Genomic DNA, 24,836 nt, shown 5'->3' with positions numbered 1-24,836 from the left:
CCTCCCCCTCCTTAACCTGGCCTTGCGCCAAGACCACTGCGGGGGAACGTGAATCAGAGCCAGGGCCTGCTCCTCGCGGGCCGCTACCGACTCGGGGAGCCCATCGGCCGCGGTGGCATGGGGCGGGTGTGGCGTGCCCAGGACGAGGTGCTGCACCGTGCCGTCGCCGTCAAGGAGTTGACGGCCGCGCAGTTCGTGCAGGAGGCCGACCGCGCGGTCCTCTTCGCGCGCACGCAGACCGAGGCGCGGGCCGCCGCCAGGATCAACCACCCCGCCGTCGTCACCGTCCACGACGTAGTGGAGTACGACGACCGGCCCTGGATCGTGATGGAGCTGGTCGAGGGCTGTTCGCTGGCGGACGCCGTCAAGGAGCGGGGCCGCGTCGAGTCCGTGGAGGCCGCCCGCATCGGCCTGTGGACCCTCAGGGCCCTGCGCGCCGCGCACGCGGCCGGGGTACTGCACCGCGACGTCAAGCCCGGCAACGTACTCCTGTCCGAGGACCGGCGGATCCTGCTCACCGACTTCGGGATCGCGGCGATCGAGGGGGACTCGACGATCACCCGGACCGGGGAAGTCGTCGGTTCCGTCGACTACTTGGCGCCCGAGCGGGTCAGTGGCGCGAACCCCGGCCCGGCGTCCGACCTGTGGGCGCTCGGCGCCACACTGTACACGGCGGTGGAGGGGAACTCCCCGTTCCGGCGTACGTCACCGATCGGCACCATGCAGGCCGTGGTTACCGAGGAGCCCGCGCGGCCCGAGCACGCGGGCGTCCTCGCACCCGTCATCAGCGCCCTCCTGCGCAAGGACCCGGCGGCCAGGCCCACCGCGGAGGAGGCCGAGCTGATGCTCGCCGAGGCCGCGGAGGGGCGGCGGCCGAGCGGGGCGCAGGCGTACGTGCCGACACAGGCCCATGCCCAGGGGCGGCACCCCGTCGCCGGGCCGGTCGGTGTGGACCCCGCGACCGTGGTGGTGGAGGGGGCGGCCGGGCGCGGGGGCGAGGGCTCCGGTGGGAGGCCGGCGGCGCGTTCCGGGACGGTGGCGCACGGGTCCTCCTCCGCGCCCGCTCCCACCGCGCTCGCCCCCGGGTCCGGGAGCCGTCGCCCGCTTGCCGTCGTCGCCCTCGCCGTCGTGGCCGCGCTGCTCGGCGGCGGTGGCGTCTTCGGCTTTCTGCACTTCACGGGCGGTGGCGACGGCCAGGAGAGGTCCCGCGCCGCCGAGGACGACGCCGGCAGGACCGTCGGCAGCATCCCCCGGAGCTGGGAGCGGGTGAAGGACCCGAACGGCTTCAGCCTCATGCTGCCCAAGGGCTGGAAGCGTGAGGTCGACGGCAACCAGGTCGACTACACGCCCGACGGCGGCCGCCGCTTCCTGCGCATCGCCGTCGACAAGCAGCCGCAGTACGAGTCTCCGTATCTGCACCAGCTGTCCCTGGAGAAGCCGCTGCGCGACAAGCTCCACGACTACCGGCGGCTGCACCTGAACTCCAACACGTTCCGCGACCAGCAGGGCGCCCTCTGGGAGTTCAGCTGGACCGCCGGCTCCAACGACACCACCGCGGGCCCGCGCCGCGCCATCGAACAGACGTATCTCAGCCGTGACGGAGTCGAGTACGCCCTCTACATGTCGGCCCCCGCCGACAACTGGGCCGTCACGCGGCAGCGGTTCGACGCGATGCTGCGGGGATGGCGTGAGGGCTGAGCGCCCCCGCGCGCCCCTGGGGCATGCGGTGCGCCCCCGGTGCGCCAAGCGGCGGCGGCCGGAACCCGCCCGCCGCTCGGTGAGACGCATTCCGTTCGCACACCTGTGGGGCATGATGGCCGCATGGGGAGCCTGGGAGACCGCGCAGGTGGGAGCAGCGACAGCGACCGTGTGATCGCGGGCCGCTACCGCTTGGAGGCGCGGCTCGGCCGGGGCGGCATGGGGGTCGTGTGGCGGGCCGCCGACCTGCTCCTCGGGCGGCAGGTCGCCGTCAAGGAACTGGAGCGGGACGAGACGCTCTCCGACACCGAGGCCACACAGCAGCATGAGCGGTCCCTGCGCGAGGCGCGTGCTGTCGCGCAGCTGCGGCATCCGCACATCGTCGTCGTGCACGACGTGGTCGTGGAGGACGAACAGCCTTTCATCGTCATGGAGTTGATCGACGGCGGTTCGCTGGCGGCGCGCATCGCGCGGCACGGGCCGATCGACGCGGACACCGTCGCCCGCATGGGCATCGACCTCCTCGGCGCGCTGAGCACCGCCCACGAGGCGGGCATCCTGCACCGCGACCTCAAGCCCGCCAATGTGCTCCTGGAGCGGGCCACCGGCCGTGTCGTCCTCACCGACTTCGGGATCGCGCAGGTCACCGGGGCGACGACGCTCACGGAAGTGGGGTCGTTCGTGGGCTCCCCCGAGTACACCGCGCCCGAGCGCATCGCGGGCGAGCAGACCGGCCCCGAGTCCGACCTGTGGTCGCTCGGCGCGCTGCTCGTCACCGCGCTCGCCGGTGAGTCGCCCTTCCGCAGGGACTCCATCGGCGGCGTCCTGCACGCGGTCGTCTACGAGGAGATACGCCCACCGGACAGCGCGGCGCCGCTCCTCCCCGCCGTCCTCGGCCTCCTGGAACGCGACCCGCGCCGGCGCCTGGACGCGGCGGAGGCGGAACGGCTGCTGCGGGCGTACGTCGAGACGGGGCGCATGCCCGAGCGGCCCGGAAACGGCGGCCCGGCCTCGCACGGCGGTTTCATCGGCGTGCGCCGCGAACTGCCGCCGGGCCGAGCCGAGTCCGACGGGCCGCGCAGCCGCCAGAGCCGGGTCATGCTGATCGCCGCGGCGCTGGTGGCGGCCGTGGCCGGGGCCGGGGTCTCGGCGACCGCGCTCCTGCTGGGCAGGGACGGGGGCGGCGATACGCCACCGAACTCGGCCTCGCCCTCCACCACCGTCAGCAGGGCGACCCCCACGGTGACGGTCACTCAGGGCACGCGTACGCCCCGGCCGTCCACGCCTGGGCCCTCCACGCCCCAGCCCCCCGAGGGCTACCGGCTGGCGAAGGACCCCGAGGGCTTCACGATCGCCGTACCGAAGGGCTATACGCGGGAGACGGACGGGCCGCGGATCTTCTACGTCTCGCCGAGCGACACCTACCGCATCGGCATCAAGGAGACGGACCCCGAGCCGGGCGGCCCGCTCGCCGCGCAGCGCCGCGCCGACACCGAGGGGCCGCGGAACAACCCCGGCTACCGCAACGGCGAGGTCACCGAGACCACACGCAACGGCAGGCCCGCCGCCCTGTGGGAGTTCACCTGGGACGGTCCCAGCAAGAGCCGCGGCGAGCGGCACACGTACGACCTGTGCTGGGAGGAGGGCGGCAGGATGTACGAGGTGTGGGTCTCGGGCCCGGCGGAGCAGGCGGAGCAGACGCGGAAGTACTTCGACACGGCGGTCGATACGTTCGTACGCCGGTAGCGGGCGTCACGTCGTACGCCGGTAGCGCGCGGCATGTTCGTACGTTGCTAAGGGGAGCCCTGCGGCGTGCCTCGGTGCGGTCGCGTGCATCACGCAGGTCACAAGTGGGGGGCCTGGCTGGAAACAGAGGTGCCCGGCACGGTAGTCATGGGGGCATGAGTAATGACGGGGGCACCTCATACGGCCCGTACGAGCCCACCAGCTACGGTCTGCGGCCACCGCGAGAACCCGGCGCTCCCGGGCAGCCCGACAACCCCTACGCCCAGCCCGCCCCTGCCGTGCCCACCCAGGCCGTGCCGAACCAGCCGTCCGAGCCCGACCCCGGCGCGGGCCGGCTGATCGCGGGCCGCTACCGGCTGCTGGCCAAGCTCGGCCACGGCGGGATGGGCACGGTGTGGCGTGCCAAGGACGAGACGGTGGACCGCGAGGTCGCCGTGAAGGAGCCGCGCCTTCCCGACCACCTGCCCGAGCGTGAGCGCGCCAACGCCTTCGAGCGGATGCGCCGCGAGGCACGCGCCGCGGCCCGCCTCGACCACCCCGCCGTCGTGAACGTCCACGACGTGGCGGTCGAGGACGGGCAGCCGTGGATCGTGATGGAGCTGGTCCAGGGCCGCTCGCTCGGCGCCGCGCTCCAGGAGGGCACGCTGGGCGCCCGCGACGCCGCGCGCATCGGCCTCGACGTCCTGAACGCCCTGGACGCCGCGCACCACGCGGGCGTCCTGCACCGTGACGTGAAGCCGGACAACGTCATGCTCGGCCGGCACGACCGGGTCGTCCTCACCGACTTCGGCATCGCCCAGATCGAGGGCGAGACCAGTCTGACCGACACCGGCGGCTTCGTCGGCTCCCCCGAGTTCATCGCCCCGGAGCGGGTGCTGGGCCAGCGCCCCGGCCCGGCCTCCGACCTCTGGTCGCTGGGTGTCGTCCTGTACGCGGCGACGGAGGGCGTCTCGCCGTTCCGCCGCAACAACACCCCGGCGACGCTCCAGTCCGTCCTCAACGCGACGCCCGCCGCGCCCGCCTCCGCCTCCGGCCCGCTCGCCGAGGCGATCAACGGCCTGCTGGCCAAGGACCCCGCGCACCGCCCCGACGCCGCGCGGGTCCGCGCCCTCCTGGAGGAGGCGGCGAGGCCGCCGCAGCCGGCGCCCACGCAGGTCGTCACGGTCGCGGGCGGCGGTGACGGACGGAACGGCAAGGGGGTCTTCCTGAGCCGCAAGGCCCTGTCCGTCATCGCCGGGGTGGTCGTCGTGGCGGTGGCGGCGGGCGTGCTGGTGGCGCTGAACCCGTTCGCCGGTTCGCAGGACGCCGAGGGGTGGCGGAAGCACGAGGTGAAGGAGCTGGCGGCGACCGTCGCCGCACCCGCCGGCTACCGGAAGGCCGAGGACGACAACTCCAACGAGAAGGAGGACTGGGTCCGGTACACCGACCCGAGCGGCAGCGTCTGGATCAGCCTCTCCCTCCTGAAGAAGTCCACGAACACCAGCGGCGAGATCGCCGCGACCGCGGCCGCCGAGATGTACGACGACGACGCCGGTTTCAAGGAGTCCGGCAACTACACCATGGGCATGGCCTCCGACCCCGCTCCCAGGAGCGACCCCAAGGAGACCGAGTTCAAGGGGGAGAAGGCCGCGGAGAACACCGTCGTCTACTCCACCACGGACAGCGAGAACCCCCTCCCGCGCGAACTGAAGGCCTTCTACTACAAGACGAAGGGCGGCGACATGTACAAGCTGCTCGTGAGCTACCCGGGCAAGGGCGACTTCACCGCCCGCGGCCGCGAGGTCGCCGAGAGGGCCGTCGCCGACCTGGAACTCGACCGGCTCTGAGAATTCTCCCCACAGCCGCCACGCCTCGCTGACGCCCCGCCTCGCTGGCGACAACGCCCTGATCAGCGCCTTTGTCGCCAGCAATCACTGGCGCCGTGCGAGGGGCCGGTGAAGCCCGTTACCGATGGGTACCCAAAACCCTGACGTAGGCCTACTCTCACGAGCATGACGGACTCGCAGGCCACCGCAGCGCCCCTCGGAACGAACCCGACCGCCCCGGCCCCCGCAGGCGCGCGTACCGCCGCCGACGTGGTCACGCCCGAGCTGATAGCCCAGCTCACCCGTGACGTCATCGGTTCGGGGCGCACGGCCAACCACACGCCGCTCACCGGCGAGAGGCTGGCCGACCTGCCCGAGTCCACCCCCGAGGACGTGGCGACCGCCTTCCAGCGGGCCCGCATCGCTCAGATCGCCTGGGCCAGGACGCCCGTACGGCAGCGCGCCGCCGTGCTGCTCCGCTTCCACGACCTGGTGCTCCAGCGGCAGGCCGAGGTGCTCGACCTGATCCAGCTGGAGACCGGCAAGGCCCGCCTCCACGCGCACGAGGAGATCCAGGCCGTGGTGGTCGCCGCCCGGCACTACGGCCGCAAGGCCCCCTCCTATCTGGGCCCCAAGCGGCACACCGGCGTCGTCCCGACCCTCACCAAGGTCACCGAGAACCGCCAACCCCGCGGAGTCGTCGGGCAGATAGCCCCCTGGAACTACCCCCTCGAACTCTCCATCGGCGACGCGCTGCCCGCCCTCGTCGCGGGCAACGCGCTCGTGATGAAGCCCGACACGGAGACCTGCCTCACCGCCCTGTGGGCCCGCGACCTGATCATCGAGGCGGGCCTGCCGTCCGAGGTCTTCCAGGTCGTCCTCGGCGACGGCCCGGTCGTCGGCCCGGAGATCGTCAAGCACGCCGACTACGTCTCCTTCACCGGCTCCACGCGCACGGGCCGCGAGGTCGCCCAGGGCGCCGCGGCCCGCCTGGTCGGCGTCTCGCTCGAACTGGGCGGCAAGAACGCGATGCTGGTCCTGCACGACGCCGACATCGACAAGGCCGCGGCGGGCGCGGTGCGCGCCTGCTTCTCCTCCGCCGGGCAACTGTGCATATCGATCGAGCGGTTGTACGTCCATGAGTCGATAGCCGACCGGTTCGTGGAGCGCTTCGCCGAGCGGACGAGGGCGATGCGGCTCGGCACGTCCCTCGCGTACGGCGCCGACATGGGATCGCTCGTCGGCGAGCGGCAGCTGGAGACCGTGACCCGGCACGTCGAGGAGGCCGTTGCCAAGGGCGCCACGCTCGTCGCGGGCGGCGTCGCGCGCCCGGACATCGGCCCCTACTTCTACGAGCCGACGATCCTGGACAACGTCGAGGCCCCGATGGCGGTCTGCGCCGAGGAGACCTTCGGCCCGGTCGTCTCCCTCTACCGCTTCACGGACGAGAACGAGGCGATCGAACTCGCCAACTCCACGCCGTACGGCCTGAACTCCTCGGTCTGGACGAAGGACGGCAGCCGCGGCCGCGCGATCGCCGCCCGGCTGCGCACCGGCACGGTGAACATCAACGAGGGGTACGCGCCCGCCTACGGCAGCGTGCAGTCCCCGATGGGCGGCATGAAGGAATCGGGCCTCGGCCGCCGGCACGGCTCCGAGGGCATCCTCAAGTTCACCGAGGCGCAGACCGTCGCCCAGCAGCGGCTCATGCCGCTCGCCCCGGCCTTCGGTCTGGACGACGAGAAGTACGCGGCGTTCATGAGCACGAGCCTCAAGGTCATGAAGGCGCTCCGACTGCGTTAGCAGCGCCCCGTAAGGGGCGCGGGGAACTGCGCGAGCAACCACGGACGGCCCGCGGGCAATTTGACGAGGAGAGGTCGATGTCACAGGAGAGCTCTGCCCAAAACCAGGGCACCGACGTGCCCGGCGACGCGTACGACTACGACGTCATCGTCGTAGGCAGCGGCTTCGGCGGCGCGGTGTCCGCCCTGCGCCTGACGGAGAAGGGCTACCGCGTCGGCGTCCTCGAAGCCGGCCGCCGCTTCACGCGCGCGACGCTGCCGAAGAACTCCTGGGACCTGAAGAACTACCTCTGGGCCCCGGCCCTCGGCCTGTTCGGCATCCAGCGCATCCACCTGCTCGGCCACGTGATGGTCCTCGCGGGCGCCGGCGTCGGCGGCGGCTCCTTGAACTACGCCAACACCCTCTACGTACCGCCCGCCCCGTTCTTCAACGACCCGCAGTGGAAGAACATCACCGACTGGCAGGACGAGCTGCGCCCCTACTACGAGCAGGCCAAGCGCATGCTCGGCGTACGGCTCAACCCGACGACCACGCCATCGGACGTCCATCTGAAGGCCACCGCCGAGGAGATGGGCGTCGGGGACACGTTCCACATGGCGCCCGTCGGCGTCTTCTTCGGCGACGAGGACGACGCGGACGGTACGTCGACGGCGCGGCCCGGCGCGGAGGTCCCCGACCCCTACTTCGGCGGCGCGGGGCCCTCGCGGCGTGCCTGTACCGAGTGCGGCGAGTGCATGACCGGGTGCCGGCACGGCGCGAAGAACACCCTCAACGAGAACTACCTCTACCTGGCGGAGAAGGGCGGGGCGGTCATCCACCCGATGACGTCGGTCGTCTCCCTCACGGAGGACTCGCGGGGCGGCTACGCCGTGGCGACGCTGCCCACGGACGACAAGCGCAAGGGCAGGGGCCGCGTCTTCACGGCCCGCAAGGTCGTCGTCGCCGCCGGTACGTACGGCACGCAGACGCTGCTGCACCGCATGAAGGACAGCGGCCTGCTCCCGCGCGTCTCCTCGCGGCTCGGCACGATGACCCGCACCAACTCCGAGGCCCTGGTGGGCGCCCAGACCACCGACCGCCGCTACCGCAAGCGGCACGGCGCGCGGAAGGCGGACTTCACCCGGGGCGTCGCGATCACCTCGTCGATCCACCCGGACGAGAACACGCACATCGAACCCGTTCGCTACGGCAAGAAGTCCAACGCCATGGGCAGCCTGACCGTGCTCCAGGTCCCGTACAGCGCGAAGGGCGGCAAGGCGCGGGTCGCCGGCTGGCTCGGCAACGTCGCCCGCCACCCCTCGTTGCTGGTCCGCTCGCTCTCCAACCGGCGCTGGTCGGAGCGGACCATCATCGGCCTGGTCATGCAGTCGCTCGACAACTCCCTGACCACGTACCGCAAGGAGAAGGGGCTCGGTAAGGGCCTGCTCACCGCCCGGCAGGGCCACGGCGCGCCCAACCCCGGGCAGATCCCGGAGGCCACGCGCGCGGCGACACTCCTGTCGAAGGAGATCAACGGCTTCGCGGGTTCGAACATCGGCGAGCTGATGGGCACCCCGCTGACCGCCCACTTCCTGGGCGGCTGCCCCATCGGCGACTCGGCCGACACCGGTGTCATCGACCCTTACCACCGGCTCTACGGCCACCCGGGGATCTCGGTCGTCGACGGCGCCGCGGTCTCCGCGAACCTCGGCGTGAACCCGTCCCTGACGATCACCGCGCAGGCCGAGCGGGCGATGTCGTTCTGGCCCAACAAGGGCGGCGAGGACCCGCGTCCGGCGCAGGGCGAGCGGTATGTGCGGCTCGCGGCCGTGGAACCGAAGACCCCGGCGGTCCCGGCGGACGCCTTCGGCGCGCTGAGGCTGCCGTTCCTCGGGATGCCGACGGTGCCGCCCAAGAAGTAGGCGTACGTCCGCTGCGTGCACCGTCGTGCGGTCGCACACACGTAAGGACATACACGTAAGGACATACACGTAGGGACATACACGTAAGGACCTGCGCCCCCCTCCGAGCGCAGGTCCTTCCGCGTGCTTGGGTGCCGCTGTCGTGCGGCGGCCGCTGCTATCCGGCGGTGTCGCCCTTGCGGCGGCGTACGACGAACACCGCGCCCGCGCCGACGACCACGGCGGCGCCGCCGATGAGGCCGATGGCCGGCAGCGCCGAGCTGGACCCGGTGTCGGCGAGGCTGCCGGTCACGGGGAGGTCGTCGGCGCCGCCCTGCGGCTGCGTGACGACGGACGGCTTCTTGGTCGCCTTATTGGTCGGCTTCGGCGTGCCCGGGTGCTTGTTCTCGCTGCGGGGCCTGAGGATCTTCAGCGGTTCCTCGTCGGCCGAGTTGTGCGTGCAGTCCAGCTCGGAGTCGACGTAATGGCCGACGCCTGTCGCGTAGGCCTTGCCGACCGGGGCCCCGGCGCCGACCTTGAGCCGCAGCTGGATGTCGACCGTCTCCTCGGCGCCCAGCTCGACGACACCGTGGGCGGGGAACTCGTCGACCGACTTCCAGGCCTTGGTCTCGGGGTCGATGAACTGGAGATCGGAGTGGGTGCTCACATAGTCCCGCTCGTCCTCGCTGTCCACGTCGTTGTCCACGGTCACAAGCCAGTTGACCTCGCCGAACGCCTCCCCGGTGGGGTTGGTGGCGGTCAGCTCGAACCGGTGCCAGCCGCTGCCCGCGACGATCTTGCTGGGCAGCCCGGCGAGATCGATCTCCAGCTCGGAGTCTGGGTCGACGCCCTTGCCGTTGACCGGGCAGTGGACGGGCTGCGGCTCCTGCTCGTCGTCCGAGCCGTGCTCGGTGGGCTCAGCGCCCGGCTCGCCGGGCTCTTCCGGGTCCTCCGGATTCCCCGGGTCCTCCGGATTCCCCGGATCATCCGGATTCTTGGGCTCCTCGGCCTTCGTCGGCTTGTCGGCCGGGGGCTTCGGCAGGGTGGGCTTCTTCGCCGGGTCGAGCTTCGGGCCCGGAGTCGGGCCGGACGCCGGGGCGGGCTTGGCGGGCTCGGTGCCCTCGACGGCGAACGCGCCGGGGGCGGACAGGAGCGCCATCGGGGCTAGGACAGCCGTAACGGCCGCTGCTGCCATGGCACGGCGAAGCTTCATGAAGTCCTCAAGAAGTCCGGCGCGCCGCCGGACGGCAGCGCGGATGTGGTCGTTGTTGCTGCATGCATGACCTGCGACCCCTGGGAATGGTTGTCTTCGCATTCGCAGAACCCCTATATGGCGTGAGTCACATCGCTTGTGCCGCCGGGACGGGGTGCCGTAGAACTGCCCCCGCCCGAGGGGGTGATGGAGAGATACGGGGAGGGAACAGCGTTGGCCATACCCGACGAGGTGTGGGAGAAGTTCGAGAAGGACAGCGAGCGGGACATCCGCTCGTCCGCGCCGAAGGAGCCGTCCGCGCGGGCCCGCATGGTGGCCGAAAGGCTGCGGCGCCTGGACGAGGAGGCCGCGCGCCAGCAGGTGCAACGGGCCGGGCGGTTGCGCCGCAGGCGCGCCAGGCGCGATGCCGAGTCCGTGCGATGGCGGCCCGACGACTGGCGCTCGGCGCCCGTGGGCCCGCGCCGTGACGCACGGTCCGAGCGCCGCCGCCGGGTGTGGAGCGTGGTGATCGTGATCGGCTGCATGGCCCTGGCGATCGCGGTACTCAGCCCGTTCCGGTTCTGGATCTGGGGCTGGTGAAGTCCCGGGCGGGCGTGGTGCAACCTCACATACGCCGCGTACAACCTTTCCGGCGGTTTCCGATCATTACGTGAATCGCTGGCAAAGATGGCGTGTTTGCAGCTTTCATTTCGCCTCGGCGCGGGCCGTCGCCCACGCCGTGCGAGTGAAGGTAGGAAACGTGAAGTCATCTGTGTCTCGGGCCGTCGTGGCCGCGTCCGTCACGGTCGCGCTGGGCCTGACCGCAGCGTGTGGCAGCGACGACGACGGCAAGAAGCCGTCGGAACCGGCCAAGTCCGCGCAGGGTTCCGGGGGCGAGAAGGGCGAGAAGGGCGAGAAGGGCGAGAAGGGCGAGAAGGGCGAGAAGGGCGAGAAGGGCGAGAAGGGCGAGGGGGATGCGAAGCCGGCCGGCGAGAAGTCGGGCGCGCTGACCACCGCCGACCTGGAGAAGGCGGTGCTCGCCGAGGGCGACCTCAAGGGCTACAAGCTGGAGAAGCTGTCCGCCGCGGACATGCCCGCCCAGACCGTGCCTTCCGAACCGGCCACGTGCCAGCCGCTCGCGAACATGTTCATGCTCGCCACCGACCCGGCGTCCAAGGCCCGCGTCGGTCGGACCATGACCGGCCCCGACGAGCTGGACGCCACGGTCATCACGCTCGCGCTGCTCGCCCACGAGAAGGGCGACGCGGAGAAGGTCATGGACGGCCTTCGTACGGCCACCAAGAACTGCGACGCGTACGAGCACGCCGGCTCCAAGTACCGCGAGGTCGCCGCCCTGCCCGCCCCGAAGTCGGGCGACGAGGCCGTGTCGTACAAGGTCGTGGGTCTCATCGAGGGCCAGAAGACGCCGATGAGCTTCACCGTCGTACGCAGTGGTTCGACGCTCGCCGCCTTCTACTCGATCAACCTGCTCAAGCCGAAGGAGTTCGGCGTGCCGACCAAGATCGTCGAGGCGCAGGTCGACAAGCTCGCGAAGCTGTAGCCCGCCTGGTTCGGTGCTGAGCGAAGGGCCCCGCGGGACGGATCCGCGGGGCCCTTGGCCGTCAGCACCGACGTCAGGGCAGCGTCGGTGCCGCGGGGCGGCGCTGGGGGAGTGCGCCGCTGGTCCTTCGGCGGGGCGGTGATGCGGGGCGGGCTGGTGGTGCGGTGCGTGCCAGCGACGCGGTGCGTGCCGGTGGTTCAGTGCGCCGGTGGCCGACCCGGCGCACTTGGGGCGCTCGCGTGGTATCGACCATTGGCAGTGCCATGGCGGACGGGGGCCCGGGAACTGTCCGCCCTCCTAGGCTGCCCGCCCTCCTAGGCATCGTGCTCGATGGGTTGTCGGGGGCGCAACCGTTTCGACCACATCTATAGGCAAAGGGGTGGGATGGCAGGGGGTTACGGGGGTTACGGGGGTTACGGGGGTGGCGCAGGGGAGTCGGGACGGAGGCCGGCCGACCCCGGGCGTCCCCGGAGCCGACCGTTCTCTTGGGTGACCGGGCTGCTGTCCCCTGCCGTCCGGTCACATCGCTGGAGCGAGGTCCCACGGCGTACGACGCGAGCCGTACGCCTCATCGCTCCAGCGGAGCCACGCGTGGTTCTTGCGGGCCCGCCCCTGGCTGAGACGGACATCGGGACCAACGAAGCCCGCCCGGGCCCGGTCACGCGCCGTACGGGTGAGAAGCGACCCGAACTCAGATCCGCAGGCGCCCGGGCGGCCCTACCTGGGCGCGGCGGAGGTCAGACGCGGCCCCGGCACAGCTCCAGGAGCGTCATCGCGAGCGTCGTGCCGGGCTTGCCGAGCGCGTCCCTGTAGTGGCCGAGGATCTCCATCTCGCGGGAGAGGCTGACGCGGCGCCCGCCCGAGGTGATGCGGGCCTCCTGGATCACGGCCGAGACGGCCATCCGTTCCTGGACGAGCCCGATGATGCGGTCGTCGAGCGCGTCGATCCGCTCACGGGCGTTCTCGATCACGCCGACGGCCTCGGGCGTGCGGGCGCCGGTCTTCTCAGCGGTCGCGGAGGCGAGGGAGGCGGCGGAGGTGGCGGAGGTGGCGGTGGCTACGGGGGTGACGGTGGCGGTCATGTGGGGGCTCCTTGTGATTCCTGGGGTTCTCGCGGGCGAGGTGCCCCGGAGCGATGAGGCCCGGAAAAGACAGAACGCCCCGGGCCTTGTCGGCCCGGGGCGCCTGGGAAGTCGCTTGTCAGTGGATCAAGCAGCTCGACCATGGCAGCCGGCGGGCCGGGTGCCATAGGTAAAGAGGAAGCCGAGGTGCTTGTTCACGGGGCCAGTATGCCCTCCCGCGCGCGTGCCGGGTCAATCGGATACGGCGGGCCGCTCGCATGCTGAGACGCCTGTCCGCGGGCGCGCTCTCTGCCGCGGACTTCCGTCGGATGCGACGAGGGAGGCACCGCCGCGCCCGGTAGAATCGACAAAACAGACCCCCTGCACACGCACTGAGCCTCTCGCTCAACGCTCAACGCCGGAAGGCCGCCGCCGTGCCATCAGCGCCCCACGCTGCCGCCGCTCCCGACACCGTTCTGGTCGTCGACTTCGGAGCGCAGTACGCCCAGCTCATCGCCCGTCGCGTCCGTGAGGCCCGGGTCTACAGCGAGATCGTGCCGAGCACGATGCCCGTCTCCGAGATGCTCGCCAAGGAGCCGGCGGCGATCATCCTCTCCGGCGGCCCCTCGTCGGTGTACGCGGAGCACGCGCCCACCGTCGACCGCAGCCTGTTCGAGGCCGGCGTCCCCGTCTTCGGCATGTGCTACGGCTTCCAGCTGATGGCGACCACGCTCGGCGGCACCGTCGACGACAACGGCGCGCGTGAGTACGGACGGACACCCCTGACCGTCTCCAAGCCCAGCTCCACCCTCTTCGAGGGCACCCCGACCGAGCAGTCCGTGTGGATGTCGCACGGCGACGCGTGCAGCGCGGCGCCCGAGGGCTTCACCGTCACCGCGTCCACGGACGTCGTACCGGTCGCCGCCTTCGAGGACGACGAGAAGAAGCTGTACGCCGTGCAGTACCACCCCGAGGTGATGCACTCCACGCACGGCCAGCAGGTCCTGGAGCACTTCCTCTACCGCGGCGCGGGCCTCAAGCCCGACTGGACGACCGGCAACGTCATCGACGAGCAGGTCGCCGCGATCCGCGAGCAGGTCGGCACCAAGCGCGCCATCTGCGGCCTGTCCGGCGGCGTGGACTCCGCCGTCGCCGCGGCGCTCGTCCAGAAGGCCATCGGCTCGCAGCTGACCTGCGTATATGTCGACCACGGCCTGATGCGCAAGGACGAGACCGAGCAGGTCGAGAAGGACTTCGTCGCCGCGACCGGCGTACAGCTCAAGGTCGTCGACGCCCAGGAGCGGTTCCTGGCCGCGCTCGCCGGGGTCTCCGACCCCGAGGAGAAGCGGAAGATCATCGGCCGCGAGTTCATCCGCGTCTTCGAGCAGGCCCAGGCGGAGATCGTCGCCGAGGCCCCCGGCGACCAGCCGGTCGAGTTCCTGGTCCAGGGCACGCTCTACCCCGACGTGGTCGAGTCCGGCGGCGGCACCGGCACCGCGAACATCAAGTCCCACCACAACGTGGGCGGCCTCCCCGAGGACCTCGAGTTCAAGCTCATCGAGCCGCTGCGCAAGCTGTTCAAGGACGAGGTCCGCATGGTCGGCGCCGAGCTGGGCCTGCCGGACGAGATCGTCCAGCGCCAGCCCTTCCCCGGCCCCGGCCTCGGCATCCGCATCGTCGGCGAGGTCACCAAGGAACGCCTCGACCTGCTGCGCGAAGCCGACGCCATCGCCCGCGAGGAGCTGACGGCCGCCGGTCTCGACCGGGACATCTGGCAGTGCCCGGTCGTGCTGCTCGCCGACGTCCGCAGCGTCGGCGTCCAGGGCGACGGCCGCACCTACGGCCACCCGATCGTGCTGCGCCCCGTCTCGTCCGAGGACGCCATGACGGCCGACTGGACCCGCATGCCGTACGACGTCCTCGCGAAGATCTCGACCCGCATTACGAACGAGGTCGCCGAGGTCAACCGCGTGGTCCTCGACGTGACGTCGAAGCCGCCGGGCACCATCGAGTGGGAGTGACCACCACGGTCCTCCCCGAGGTTCTCTGAACGCCGGTGCCGCCACTTCCCGAACGGAAGTGGCGGCACCGGCGTTTCTCACACCCGGCCGCTCACGTCCGGCCGCTTGCGTCGCCGACGGTGTCCGCAGGCATAGCCGGTGTCTGCCGCTTCGCGTCCTGCGCCTCACGTCCGCCGAGTCGTACGCAGCGGTGCACCCGGCTTCCAGAGCTGCACCGCCAGGTACTTCTCGTCCTCGATGTACGTGCGCACCACCTCCGTCAGCTCGGCACGGAAGAGGTGGAACGCGTCCGGGTCCGGCGGATTGACCACCTCCGCATAGCGCGCTATCTCCCGCGGGTCTCGCACCTCGACCGCGCGGCCCGCGACGCGGACATCGCCGCCCCCCATCTCCGTACCGGACCCGGGATTCGCCTGGAGCGCGAAGCGCGAGTCGCGGCGCAGGTCGAGCGCCTTGAGGGAGCCCGGCATCATGCTGAGCCACAACTCCCCGTTGAGGAAGCGCACTTCGATCCCCGTGGTCCGCGGCGAGCCGTCCTTGCGGAGCGTGGCGAGGGCATGGTGGGTGAAGGCGCCGAATCGGTCCTCGACGGTGCGGGCGAGAGCAGGTTCCGCGGCAACGAAGGCCGCCCAGTTCGACGTCATACGCCAAGTCTGACATCAATACCCGACACCTCTTGTCCGGTATCGAGACTCCTTCGCGCACTCCCTTCACCTGACGCCCCTGTCTTCTCACCTGGCGCCCCTGTCCTCCTGCGCGGACCGCCGGTAACTTCCGCCCCGTACAGCCGAGGATGGAGGTCCTATGCAGGCGCCCACGCCGATACCCGTCGAGCGGTTGCGGTTCGCGATGCCGCCCGTGCACCACTCGCCGGAGGACGAACGGCGGTATCGCAAGGAGCGGCTCGCCGGGGCCCTGCGGATCTTCGGACGGCTCGGATACGAGGAGGGCGTCTCCGGGCACATCACCGCCCGGGACCCGGAACACACGGACTGCTTCTGGGTGAACCCGTTCGGAATGCCCTTCAAGCACGTCACCGTAAGCGACCTCGTCCTCGCCAACGCCGACGGCCAGGTGGTCGAAGGGCGCTATCACGTCAACCAGGCCGCCTTCACCGTGCACGCCCAGGCCCATCTCGCGCGGCCCGACGTCGTAGCCGTCGCGCACTGCCACTCCCTGCACGGCCGCGCGCTCTCCACGCTGGGCGACCTCCTCGCCCCGATCACCCAGGAGGCCTGCGCCTTCTACGAGAGTCACGCGCTGTACGACGACTACACGGGCGTCGTCGTGAACGCCGAGGAGGGGCGCAGGATCGCCTCCGCGCTCGGCGGCCACAAAGCGTTGATCCTGCGCAACCACGGCCTGCTCACCGTCGGCGACTCCGTCGACGCCGCGGCCTGGTGGTTCCTCTCCATGGAACGCTCCTGCCAGGTCCAGCTGAGCGCCCGGGCCGCGGGCCGCCCGGTGCTGATCGGCCATAAACAGGCGGTACAGACGCGGGAGCAGCTCGGCGGCGACCTGGTCGCGTGGATCAACTACCAGCCCCTGTGGCAGGACATCAGCCGCAGCGAACCGGACCTGCTGACCTGAGACCCCGGCCACCCGCCACCCGTCCGTCAACGCGCAGCTGGCCCATTCACCCCCGCTGACCTGACCCACGGGATTCATTCGCCCCTCAGTGCGGCACAATTCCCTTTCTCTGCAAGGAAGTTCACAACGCCCCTCAGGGGCTCCGAGGGTGGGGAAGGCGGCGTACGCGTTGGCGGTGCAGGAGGCGAGACAGGGCGCGCACGGGGGCGGCTGCACGTGCGGCGGCTGCCCGCACGGCGCGCGCGAGGGGCACCGGCGTGCCGTGGCCGCGTTCCTCACCAAGCGCGACGAACTGGCGGCCGGGCAGGGCCTGCCTGCGGCCGTCGCGCACTCGGCGGGCGCGTCGCGGCAGTGGGTGTCGGACGAGCTGACGCAGTCCGCGCGGGCCGTCGCCGAGCGCGGCAGGGCCGAGGGGGAGGCCTGGCTGCGGCGGTTGTGGACGCGCACGCTCGGCGTCGTCTGGGGCTCCTTCCTCGTACTCCTCCTGGCCCAGGCGCTCACCGCGATCGGCACCGGCTGGACCGCGGCGCGCACGGCCGGGCTCCTCGCCGGGCTGACGGTGGGCGCACTGCTGACCGGTGTGGCATACGTCCACCGGGAGCGCGGCGGCGTCCTCGCACCCGTGGTCGGCGAGGACAACCGGCTCTCCACCTCGCGTGCCGTGGCCGCCTCCTGGGTGCTCCTCGTGGTCTTCGCGGTCCTCGTCCTCATCGGCCAGCTGGCCGTGGCCTCAGGGAACGGCCGACGGGACGAGCTGATCGCCGGGCTCGAACTAGGCCGTGCCGCCGGGATGGTGACCGTCCTCGCCGTGGTGTGCGGGGTCGCCGTCCTCGTACGCCGGGTCGTCGGTCTGCGTGTGCTGGGCCAGCGGCTACAGAAGGTGCCCGCGGACCGGCCCCGGGCCGCCGACCCGCTCACCGACGACGCGGGCCGCGGCAGCTTCACCGACGCGCAGTACGTCCTGATCAGCGCCGCCGCCGTCGTGTTCAGCGCCGTACGCCTCGCGCGGCGGCCCGAGCAACTGCCCGATCTGCCATGGGGGCTGGCGGTACTGGTGCTGGTGTCGGCCGCGACATACCTGGCGGGGAAGTACTCAGAAGGCGGCCGCCCCGTGATCCTCTCCGTCGTCCGCGCGCGGGAGGCCGGTGATCTCGACGCACCGATCCGCACAGGCGACGACATCGAGATCCGCGGCGCGGGTTTCGTCCCGCCCGGGGCGGGTGACGCGGACCGCCTCGCCCGCATGGTCGTCCGCATCGGTGCCGTCCACGTCCACGTCCCCCTCGTGCCCGTACCCGGTGGCTTCAGCAATCCGGCCGACGTGACACTGACCGTGCCCGTCCCCGTCGACGTCGAGCCGGGCCGCGTCGACGTCCAGGTGGTCACCGCCGCGGGCCTGGAAACGAACCGCGTGGCGATCGACGTCACGGACTGAACCAAGGGGCTCGACCATCGGCCGTCCGGCATCGGCCATCGGCTGTCCCGCATCGGCCGCTGGCCACCCAGCGTCGGCCGGTGGCTGACCCTGTCCGGCCGCTGGCTGAGCCAGCCCGGCCGCTGGTTGATCCAGCTCAGCGACCGGCTGTCCCGCATAAGCCACCGACTGATCGAGGCTGGCCACTGGCTGGTCCGGCTCAGCGACCGGCTGTCCCGCGCTGGCCACCGGTCGTCCCGCATCGGCCGCTGGCTGTCCCTGCCCGGCTGCTGGCTGTCTCCGCCCGGCCACTGGCTGATCCAGCTCAGCGACCGGCTGTCCGGCATTGGCCACCGGTCGTCCCGCATCGGCCGGTGGCTGACCCAGCCCCGCCACCGGCCATCCCGCAAAGGCCACCGCCTGACCCAGCCCCGCCATCGCGTGCACCACTTTGGCTGACGCATTAAAGCCTCCCCCCCTGGGTTTCCGATCACCGACTCGGGGTCTTCCGGCCGGTGTTGTGGAATTGCGCCGCACGTCGGGTGAGCAGCGGCCTCTTCTCGTACGTAAGGTCAGAAGACGGGGTCGATGGGAGAGGCGGAAAGGCCATGGCTCACGGCATGCGGACGGACCGGCACACCAGTTACCCCCGGCGCGACGGGTGGCGGGAGACCGCCACCCGCTACGCCCTGCTCCCCCTGCGGATCTTCCTCGGCGTCACTTTCCTCTACGCCGGTCTCGACAAGCTCACGGACAGCTCCTTCATGCGCGCGGACGGAGTGGGCTCGATCGGCCAGATGATGGAGCAGATCCGCGACATCTCCGCGGTCCCCGCCCTGGTCGACCTCTCCCTCAAGAACCCCGTGGGCTTCGGCTACGCCATCGCCATCGGTGAACTCCTCGTCGGCATCGGCACCCTGATCGGCCTCTTCGCCCGGGTCGCCGCACTGGGCGGCGCGTTGATCTCGCTCAGCCTCTGGCTGACCGTCAGCTGGTCCACCGACCCCTACTACTACGGCAACGACCTCGCGTATCTGATGGCATGGCTGCCGCTGGTGCTCGCCGGGGCATCGGTCTTCTCCGCCGATGCCATGCTCGCCGCCCGCCGCGGAGAGCCCCACGGTTTCACCGGACCTAGCAAGCCGTAGCCGACCCCGGGCAGGCCTCAGCAGGTCAGTAGGCCCCAGCAGGCTCTAGTAGCCCCGGCAAGCTCTAGCACGCCCCGCCGATCCGACCGGCCCCGCTCCACGCGGGCCCCGGCCCGGCCCAGCCCCCCGCGAGGGAGCGGCTCGGTCAGCAGAGCCCCAACCCCGCGCAGAGCCTCAACCCCGCGGTGCTCCGCGGCCCGAGCTGCCGTCCGGGCGGGTCGCACCGCGCGGGCGTATTCCGTGGATCGCCGCCGTGACGCCTGCCAGGAGCAGGCCCGCCATCACGAGCGGGAGTGCGACGAACCACGGCGCTTCCCAGGCGCCGCCCGCATCACCCGCGTACACGACGGCGACCGTCAGCAGGGAGAGGCCTGCCACCAGCTTGCCGGGGTGGAGTTCATGACGCAGCACGGGTCACCTTCGCTAGTCCGACGCCCACTTCGAGCCGCAGATCGATCGTGCCGCCGTCCTTGCTGCCCGAGGGCGGCTTCAGCGTCACCTTCTTCTCCCGGTCCGGAGCGATGTCCAGGTCTTTGCTCTCGTCGCCCGGCAACACGATGTCGCCGATGCCCACTTCCGCGTTCAGCCGCACGGTGGCGTCCTTCGGCACGATTACCTTGAGATCGCCCATGCCGGTCTCGGCGCTGGTCTCCAGTGTCCGGCCCTTGCCAATGTCGATCTTGCTCAGGTCGAGTTTGCCTGTGCCGAGACCCACCTCGTACTGCGGGCGGACGTCCGCCGCCGACGCCGGTATCCAGTCGGTGCGGGCGTAGTGCGTGGTGATGTTCTTCGGCAGGGCCGCCGTGGTCGCGAGGAGGCCTGCGGTAAGCACCGCGAGCACGATCGAACCCGCCCCGGTGCGTCCCAGGAAGGCGCTGAGCGCGATCCCGAGACCGAACACCGCGAGGGCGCACGCCAGGCCCGTCTGCAACGTCGTGCCGAGCGGCTGGTCCTCCCAGGTCAAGCCGGTGCCGAGGCCGCCGGCGAGCAGCGCGAGGAGGAACACCCAACCGCCGATCCAGCGCGGCCCGCGAGGCGGGGGCGGTGGGGCGGGCGCCGCCGCCTTGGCGCGGTGCACGCCCTGGTGGTGGCCCGTCGGCTGGTAGGCGATGTCGAGGCCTTCTGGTCCCCAGAAATAGCCGGAGATCCCGTCGTACGTGCCGTCCTTGACTATGGGGTCACGCCACCAGGACGGGCCCCCGGCGACGGGCGGCGCCTTCGCCTCGGGCGGGGCGTCCGCCGCGGCCTGCGCGGAGACCGGGTCGGGATCGAGGGCGGCGCGCTGCTGCGACCAGTACCCCGCGCCCGCGAGGAGGAGGGTGAGGACCGCGGCGAAGGTGAGTGCTCCGCCGTTGTTCAACAGGGTGAGGAAGACGCCGCAGCCGACGAGCGCGAAGAGCACGGCCGTCAGGGCCTGGCCGTCGACCCGGCCCGAGAGGACTTTGCGTGCCTCGTTCTCCTCCTCGCCCTCGTACGGCACGAAGAGCCAGGCGAAGCCGTAGATCACCAGGCCGAGTCCGCTGGTGATAGCGAGGATCGCGACGCCGACGCGGAAGATCACCGGGTCCATGTCGCAGTACCGCCCGAGCCCCGCGCACACCCCGCCGAGCCTTTTGTGCCGGCGATCGCGGTGGAACTTCCGCTCCTGCGCGAGCAGGCCCGGCTCATGGCCGTACGCCGGGTCGTCCGGCTCGCCGTGCGCGCCGGACAGGGCGTCGCGGATGGCGGCCTCGGTCTCCGTCTCGGCGGGCTGCTGATCTGTCATGTGTCCATGGTGACGGCCCGTGGCCCGCCGCGGCAGTCGGGAAAACCCTGGTCCGACCCTGAGATCGCCCCTGAGACGCTTCCGGCACCGTCCCTGACAGGGCCGGGGCAGGGTCCCAGATCAGGGAAGTCTCGGGGGTCGACCCTGATGTCCGCGTCCGCGCCCGCGTGTGAATATCGAGACATGCCGGAAGCCGCCGCACCTCCCCTCGACGCCGTCAGACCGCTGCGCAAGCTCTACCGCAGCGGTGACGGGCGCTGGCTCGGTGGAGTCGCGCGCGGCCTCGCCGGGCATCTCGGACTGCCCGTGATCTGGGTCAGGCTCATCTTCGTCGGCCTGTTCACGGCGGACGGCCTTGGTGCTCTGCTATACGGGGCGTTCTGGTTCTTCGTCCCGCTCGGTATCGGCGGCGTCGACGCCGAGCGGCCACCCGCGGCCGTCACGACCGATACGTCACCGGACGGCCGCCGAAGACTCGTGGCCCGCAAGCCGGACAAGGGCCAGATCGTCGCGCTCCTCGCGATGGTCGTCGTCTCCATGGTCTTCGTAGGCAATGTGGACCTGGACGGCTCGACCAAGGCGTACGTCGTGCCGACACTGCTCGTCGCCGCCGGCGTCGCTCTCGTCTGGCGCCAGGCCGACAATGCCCGCAGGGCCCGCTGGATGGCCGTCGGCCGCCGTCGGCGCACGCTGACGCTCGCCCGGTCGGCGGCCGGGGTGCTCCTGGTCGGCGCCGGGGTCTCCGGCATATTCGTGCTCCAGGGCTCCGCCGCGCATCTCGGCGCCGTGTTGCAGGCCGCGCTGGCCGTGCTCGTCGGTATCGCGCTGCTCGCCGGTCCCTACCTCGTCCGCATGACACAGGACCTCTCCGAGGAGCGGCTGATGCGCATCCGCGCCCAGGAGAGAGCCGAGGTCGCCGCCCATGTGCACGACTCCGTGCTGCACACCCTGACCCTGATCCAGCGCAACGCGGAGAGCGCGAGCGAGGTGCGCCGCCTCGCCCGCGCCCAGGAGCGCGACCTGCGCGTCTGGCTCTACAAACCCGAAGGCACCGGCAAGGACGAGGACGAGGAGCCCGACACCCTCGCCGAGGCGGTACGCCACAGCGCGGCGGAGATCGAGGACAAGCACGGCGTCCCGATCGAGGTCGTCGTGGTCGGCGACTGCCCGCTCGACGACCGGCTGACCGCGCAGATGCAGGCCGCGCGGGAAGCCATGGTGAACGCCGCCAAGTACGGTGGCGAAGGCGGTGCGGTGCAGGTCTTCGCCGAAGTCGAGGAAGAGAAGGTGTTCGTGTCCGTCCGGGACCGGGGCCCCGGCTTCGACCTGGATTCCGTTCCCGACGACCGCATGGGCGTACGAGAATCGATCATCGGCCGCATGCAGCGCAACGGCGGCACGGCGCGACTGCGCGCGGTGCCGGGCGGCGGCACGGAAGTCGAGCTGGTAATGGAGAGGACGGCGACGACATGAGCGACGCGACCGAGGCGAGTGAACCCGCGGAGCCGACGGGGTCGGACGAGGGCGGTGCGGGCGGGCGTCGCGTGCGAGTCGTGCTGGTCGACGACCACCGGATGTTCCGTACCGGAGTGCAGGCGGAGATCGGCCGGACCGACATCACGGGCGTCGAGGTGGTCGGCGAGGCCGCCGACGTCGACCAGGCGGTCACGGTGATCACAACCGCGCGCCCCGAGGTCGTGCTCCTGGACGTGCACCTTCCCGGTGGCGGGGGCGTGGAAGTGCTGCGCCGTTGCTCGCCGTTGATGGCCGACGCGGAGAATCCGGTGCGCTTCCTCGCGCTCTCGGTCTCCGACGCCGCCGAGGACGTCATCGGTGTCATCCGCGGCGGCGCCCGCGGCTATGTCACCAAGACCATCACCGGCACCGACCTGGTGGACTCCATCTTCCGTGTGCAGGAAGGCGACGCGGTGTTCTCGCCGCGGCTGGCGGGCTTCGTCCTGGACGCCTTCGCCTCGACGGACGCGCCGCCGGTCGACGAGGACCTGGACCGTCTCACGCAGCGGGAGAGGGAGGTGCTGCGGCTCATCGCGCGCGGATACGCGTACAAGGAGATCGCCAAGCAGCTCTACATCTCCGTGAAGACGGTCGAGTCGCACGTCTCGGCGGTTCTGAGGAAGCTTCAGCTCTCCAACCGCCATGAGCTGACGCGGTGGGCGACGGCGCGACGGCTGGTCTGAGCTTTCTCAGATAGTCAGAGCGCTCCTTGGTGGCGGGGGCCGGTGGGCGTCGGGGCCGGGCCCAGCTTCCGGAGCGCCCAGCGGTAGTGGCCTGCGGCCTTCGTGCAGCCCACGAGGCCCGTGAGCCACAGGATCAGGCCCGTGCCCATGCCGAGGGCGACGTCGGCGTAGGTCTCGTGGCCCGGTTCGGCGTACGCGGCCGCCGCGAAGGACGCCCACAGGCCGAGCGTGCACAGGGCGAGGGAGGACAGGAGCCACAGGAGGCTGAGGCCGGGGGAGCGCAGGCGGGCGTCGGACGCGGGATGGCGGTCCAGCGCGAGCCAGGCTTCGGAGAGTTCCCGTATGCGCCGGTCGCGGCGGATGCCGAGGACGATGCCGACCACCGCCGGGCCGAGCGCCGCGAGTCCGAGGACGGCGAGGACCGGGCCGAGGATGATCCCCGTGGCGTCCTCCTCCTCGATGAGCTTGAGCGGCTGCACGAGCAGGGCCCAGCCGATGACGGCGCCGAACCCGCACAGCCACAGCAGGAGCAGCCGGTGCACGCCCAGGTGCCGCCCGCGCAGATCGTGGAGGGCCAGGCCGCGGTCCCTGAGCATCGTCTGCCGGTCCGGCCAGGTGCGCAGATGTACGGGAGGGGGAGGCGGCGGCAGCGTACGACTGGGCATGGACCCGACATTACGTGGGCCGCGAGGGCAGGTTCACGCCACCCGTGTGGCGCCCGCGAACGGCATCCGGTCGATCGGCGCGAGCCGTACGGGAGCGCTCGGGTTCGGGGCGTGGATCATCTGGCCGTTCCCGACGTAGATGCCGACGTGACTGATGCCCGAGTAGAAGAACACCAGGTCACCGGGGCGCAGTGCCGAGCGTGGCACGCGCTCGCCCGCGGCGATCTGGGCGTACGTGGTGCGGGGCAGTGAGACGCCCGCCGAGCGGTAGGCGGCCTGCGTCAGTCCCGAGCAGTCGAAGGCGCTCGGGCCCGTCGCGCCCCACACGTAGGGGCTGCCGATCGCTCGGTACGCGTAGGAAACGGCCGCGGCGGCACGGGCGTTGGGAGCCTTCGCCGCGCTGCCCGGCTCGGGGGCGCGGGCACCGGGGGCTGCGGTGCGGGCGTCCGAGCGGGTGGCCCTGCCTTCGTCGCCCGCGAAGCCTTCGTCGCCCGCGAACTGCGCGCGCTGCTTCTCGGTGAGCCGGGCCAGCAGTCGCTTGGCCTCGCCGAGCTTGGTGGTGACGGTCTTCTTGTGCTTCCTCAGTTCCGCCTGGCGCGAGCGGAGGGTCGACAGGCGGTCATCGGCCTCGGCGCGCAGCTGGTCGACCTCCTGGAGCTTTCTGCGTACGCCGCCGATGGCCGCGGACTGGCGGCTGCCCGCCCGGTCGGCCAGCGAGGCGCGGTCCAGGAACTGCTCGGGGTCCGAGGAGAGCGCGAGCTGGACGGACGGGTCGATGCCGCCCGCGCGGTACTGGGCGGCCGCGTAGGAACCCAGGGCGGCGCGGGCGGAGTTGAGTTCCTCCTGCTTGCGGGCCGCCTCGTCGCGCAGCTCACCGAGCGAATTCTCGGTCTTGTCGGCCTTCTCCTTCGCACCGTTGTACTTCTCGGTGGCGACCTCCGCCTCGCGGTAGAGCGCGTCGACCTTCGCCTTCACCGCGGCGGGGCTGAGCCGTGGGTCCGCGTGCCCAGAGCCTTGGAGGGCGGTCGCCGAGGCGGCTCCCGCGAGGGCGAGGATGGCGGCGGTGCGGGCCGTGTGGCCGCTGAGCGAGCGCTGTCTGGGCTTGCGGTGCGCTGCCACGAGGGGCTCCTTCGCTGGCCGGCGGCGACCCACACAGGGGGAGCGGGCCGCCGCCGGGTTTCTCGGCGGTGGTGGCCGACTGCCGCCCCGGGAGGGCGGCGGTGGGGAGCCGGTCACCTGGGGGAGGACGCTAAACCTGGCCGTCACGGCGTGGTGACGGATTGCGCGTA

Annotated in this window: 20 protein-coding genes; 13 read left to right on the top strand and 7 right to left on the bottom strand. The window is 71.5% G+C overall.

The features are described from left to right. The first annotated feature begins 117 nt into the window (after positions 1-117). The 5 genes from IG54_RS0113995 (at position 118) to IG54_RS0113975 (ending at position 8,953) form a co-directional block, all read left to right on the top strand. A complete protein-coding gene (locus tag IG54_RS0113995; RefSeq protein WP_051819516.1) occupies positions 118-1,698 on the top strand; it encodes a serine/threonine-protein kinase in 1,581 nt (526 codons plus the stop codon). A gap of 123 nt (positions 1,699-1,821) precedes the next feature. After that, positions 1,822-3,444, top strand: coding sequence for a serine/threonine-protein kinase (locus IG54_RS0113990; RefSeq protein ID WP_051819506.1), 1,623 nt, complete (start codon positions 1,822-1,824; stop codon positions 3,442-3,444). A 155-nt stretch (positions 3,445-3,599) separates the two neighbouring features. Beyond that, complete coding sequence (locus IG54_RS0113985) at positions 3,600-5,270, top strand: serine/threonine-protein kinase (protein WP_030782389.1); 1,671 nt, start codon at positions 3,600-3,602, stop codon at positions 5,268-5,270. Positions 5,271-5,435: 165 nt separating this feature from the next. After that, positions 5,436-7,052, top strand: a complete 1,617-nt coding sequence (locus IG54_RS0113980; protein WP_030782386.1) for a succinic semialdehyde dehydrogenase — start codon at positions 5,436-5,438, stop codon at positions 7,050-7,052. Between the two features lie 77 nt (positions 7,053-7,129). After that, a complete protein-coding gene (locus tag IG54_RS0113975; RefSeq protein WP_030782382.1) occupies positions 7,130-8,953 on the top strand; it encodes a GMC oxidoreductase in 1,824 nt (607 codons plus the stop codon). A 157-nt stretch (positions 8,954-9,110) separates the two neighbouring features. Here the strand turns inward: IG54_RS0113975 and IG54_RS0113970 are convergent, their stop codons facing one another. Further along, complete coding sequence (locus IG54_RS0113970) at positions 9,111-10,091, bottom strand: LPXTG cell wall anchor domain-containing protein (protein ID WP_078594071.1); 981 nt, start codon at positions 10,089-10,091, stop codon at positions 9,111-9,113. 267 nt (positions 10,092-10,358) lie between these two features. Here IG54_RS0113970 and IG54_RS0113965 point away from each other — a divergent pair, with 267 nt between their 5' ends. Continuing rightward, entirely contained in the window at positions 10,359-10,724 is a 366-nt protein-coding gene (locus tag IG54_RS0113965) for a hypothetical protein (RefSeq protein ID WP_199809537.1), read from the top strand. Between the two features lie 160 nt (positions 10,725-10,884). Continuing rightward, positions 10,885-11,685, top strand: a complete 801-nt coding sequence (locus IG54_RS0113960) for a hypothetical protein (RefSeq protein ID WP_158708871.1) — start codon at positions 10,885-10,887, stop codon at positions 11,683-11,685. 737 nt (positions 11,686-12,422) lie between these two features. On the opposite strand, the gene IG54_RS0113955 is transcribed toward IG54_RS0113960, so the two are convergent. Then, the gene (locus IG54_RS0113955; RefSeq protein ID WP_030782370.1) at positions 12,423-12,767 is read right to left on the bottom strand and encodes a chorismate mutase; all 345 of its coding nucleotides are present in this window, start codon (positions 12,765-12,767) and stop codon (positions 12,423-12,425) included. A gap of 413 nt (positions 12,768-13,180) precedes the next feature. Between IG54_RS0113955 and guaA the strand changes: the two genes are divergently transcribed. After that, positions 13,181-14,767, top strand: coding sequence for a glutamine-hydrolyzing GMP synthase (gene guaA, locus IG54_RS0113950; RefSeq protein WP_030782367.1), 1,587 nt, complete (start codon positions 13,181-13,183; stop codon positions 14,765-14,767). 164 nt (positions 14,768-14,931) lie between these two features. On the opposite strand, the gene IG54_RS0113945 is transcribed toward guaA, so the two are convergent. Continuing rightward, the gene (locus tag IG54_RS0113945; protein ID WP_030782363.1) at positions 14,932-15,411 is read right to left on the bottom strand and encodes a pyridoxamine 5'-phosphate oxidase family protein; all 480 of its coding nucleotides are present in this window, start codon (positions 15,409-15,411) and stop codon (positions 14,932-14,934) included. A gap of 160 nt (positions 15,412-15,571) precedes the next feature. On the opposite strand from IG54_RS0113945, the gene IG54_RS0113940 reads away from it, so the two are divergent. From IG54_RS0113940 to IG54_RS0113925, 3 genes are all read left to right on the top strand, one after another. Then, complete coding sequence (locus IG54_RS0113940; protein WP_030782360.1) at positions 15,572-16,357, top strand: class II aldolase/adducin family protein; 786 nt, start codon at positions 15,572-15,574, stop codon at positions 16,355-16,357. 169 nt (positions 16,358-16,526) lie between these two features. Continuing rightward, a complete protein-coding gene (locus IG54_RS0113935) occupies positions 16,527-17,792 on the top strand; it encodes a hypothetical protein (RefSeq protein WP_030782356.1) in 1,266 nt (421 codons plus the stop codon). 587 nt (positions 17,793-18,379) lie between these two features. Then, a complete protein-coding gene (locus IG54_RS0113925; protein ID WP_030782349.1) occupies positions 18,380-18,919 on the top strand; it encodes a DoxX family protein in 540 nt (179 codons plus the stop codon). A gap of 174 nt (positions 18,920-19,093) precedes the next feature. On the opposite strand, the gene IG54_RS0113920 is transcribed toward IG54_RS0113925, so the two are convergent. Together IG54_RS0113920 and IG54_RS0113915 are read right to left on the bottom strand one after the other, a co-directional pair. Further along, on the bottom strand, positions 19,094-19,330 hold the full coding sequence (locus IG54_RS0113920) for a hypothetical protein (protein ID WP_030782345.1): 237 nt from the start codon (positions 19,328-19,330) through the stop codon (positions 19,094-19,096). After that, positions 19,317-20,684, bottom strand: a complete 1,368-nt coding sequence (locus IG54_RS0113915; protein ID WP_030782343.1) for a PspC domain-containing protein — start codon at positions 20,682-20,684, stop codon at positions 19,317-19,319. The genes IG54_RS0113920 and IG54_RS0113915 overlap by 14 nt, the downstream gene beginning before the upstream one ends. A gap of 183 nt (positions 20,685-20,867) precedes the next feature. Here IG54_RS0113915 and IG54_RS0113910 point away from each other — a divergent pair, with 183 nt between their 5' ends. Both IG54_RS0113910 and IG54_RS0113905 read left to right on the top strand, forming a co-directional pair. Next, the gene (locus IG54_RS0113910) at positions 20,868-22,157 is read left to right on the top strand and encodes an ATP-binding protein (RefSeq protein ID WP_030782341.1); all 1,290 of its coding nucleotides are present in this window, start codon (positions 20,868-20,870) and stop codon (positions 22,155-22,157) included. Then, complete coding sequence (locus tag IG54_RS0113905) at positions 22,154-22,882, top strand: LuxR C-terminal-related transcriptional regulator (RefSeq protein ID WP_030782338.1); 729 nt, start codon at positions 22,154-22,156, stop codon at positions 22,880-22,882. The genes IG54_RS0113910 and IG54_RS0113905 overlap by 4 nt, the downstream gene beginning before the upstream one ends. A gap of 14 nt (positions 22,883-22,896) precedes the next feature. On the opposite strand, the gene IG54_RS0113900 is transcribed toward IG54_RS0113905, so the two are convergent. Both IG54_RS0113900 and IG54_RS0113895 read right to left on the bottom strand, forming a co-directional pair. Next, positions 22,897-23,547 (bottom strand): hypothetical protein, encoded by a 651-nt coding sequence (locus tag IG54_RS0113900; RefSeq protein WP_030782333.1) that lies wholly within the window; start codon positions 23,545-23,547, stop codon positions 22,897-22,899. A 33-nt stretch (positions 23,548-23,580) separates the two neighbouring features. After that, complete coding sequence (locus IG54_RS0113895; RefSeq protein WP_030782330.1) at positions 23,581-24,666, bottom strand: NlpC/P60 family protein; 1,086 nt, start codon at positions 24,664-24,666, stop codon at positions 23,581-23,583. Positions 24,667-24,836: the final 170 nt, after the last annotated feature.

Source organism: Streptomyces sp. NRRL S-920 (assembly GCF_000717945.1).
GTDB lineage: Bacteria > Actinomycetota > Actinomycetes > Streptomycetales > Streptomycetaceae > Streptomyces > Streptomyces alboniger.
The sequence above is the reverse complement of the archived record's forward strand: the minus strand, read 5'-3'. Positions and strand labels throughout refer to the sequence as shown.

Bases quoted from the DNA above. Each gene is read 5' to 3' on its own strand.
- IG54_RS0113995 (WP_051819516.1), top strand. From the start codon at position 118: ATGGGGCGGGTGTGGCGTGCCCAGGACGAGGTGCTGCACCGTGCCGTC.
- IG54_RS0113990 (WP_051819506.1), top strand. From the start codon at position 1,822: ATGGGGAGCCTGGGAGACCGCGCAGGTGGGAGCAGCGACAGCGACCGT.
- IG54_RS0113985 (WP_030782389.1), top strand. From the start codon at position 3,600: ATGAGTAATGACGGGGGCACCTCATACGGCCCGTACGAGCCCACCAGC.
- IG54_RS0113980 (WP_030782386.1), top strand. From the start codon at position 5,436: ATGACGGACTCGCAGGCCACCGCAGCGCCCCTCGGAACGAACCCGACC.
- IG54_RS0113975 (WP_030782382.1), top strand. From the start codon at position 7,130: ATGTCACAGGAGAGCTCTGCCCAAAACCAGGGCACCGACGTGCCCGGC.
- IG54_RS0113970 (WP_078594071.1), bottom strand. From the start codon at position 10,091: ATGGCGCTCCTGTCCGCCCCCGGCGCGTTCGCCGTCGAGGGCACCGAG.
- IG54_RS0113955 (WP_030782370.1), bottom strand. From the start codon at position 12,767: ATGACCGCCACCGTCACCCCCGTAGCCACCGCCACCTCCGCCACCTCC.
- IG54_RS0113945 (WP_030782363.1), bottom strand. From the start codon at position 15,411: ATGACGTCGAACTGGGCGGCCTTCGTTGCCGCGGAACCTGCTCTCGCC.
- IG54_RS0113940 (WP_030782360.1), top strand. From the start codon at position 15,572: ATGCAGGCGCCCACGCCGATACCCGTCGAGCGGTTGCGGTTCGCGATG.
- IG54_RS0113925 (WP_030782349.1), top strand. From the start codon at position 18,380: ATGGCTCACGGCATGCGGACGGACCGGCACACCAGTTACCCCCGGCGC.
- IG54_RS0113915 (WP_030782343.1), bottom strand. From the start codon at position 20,684: ATGACAGATCAGCAGCCCGCCGAGACGGAGACCGAGGCCGCCATCCGC.
- IG54_RS0113910 (WP_030782341.1), top strand. From the start codon at position 20,868: ATGCCGGAAGCCGCCGCACCTCCCCTCGACGCCGTCAGACCGCTGCGC.
- IG54_RS0113905 (WP_030782338.1), top strand. From the start codon at position 22,154: ATGAGCGACGCGACCGAGGCGAGTGAACCCGCGGAGCCGACGGGGTCG.
- IG54_RS0113900 (WP_030782333.1), bottom strand. From the start codon at position 23,547: ATGCCCAGTCGTACGCTGCCGCCGCCTCCCCCTCCCGTACATCTGCGC.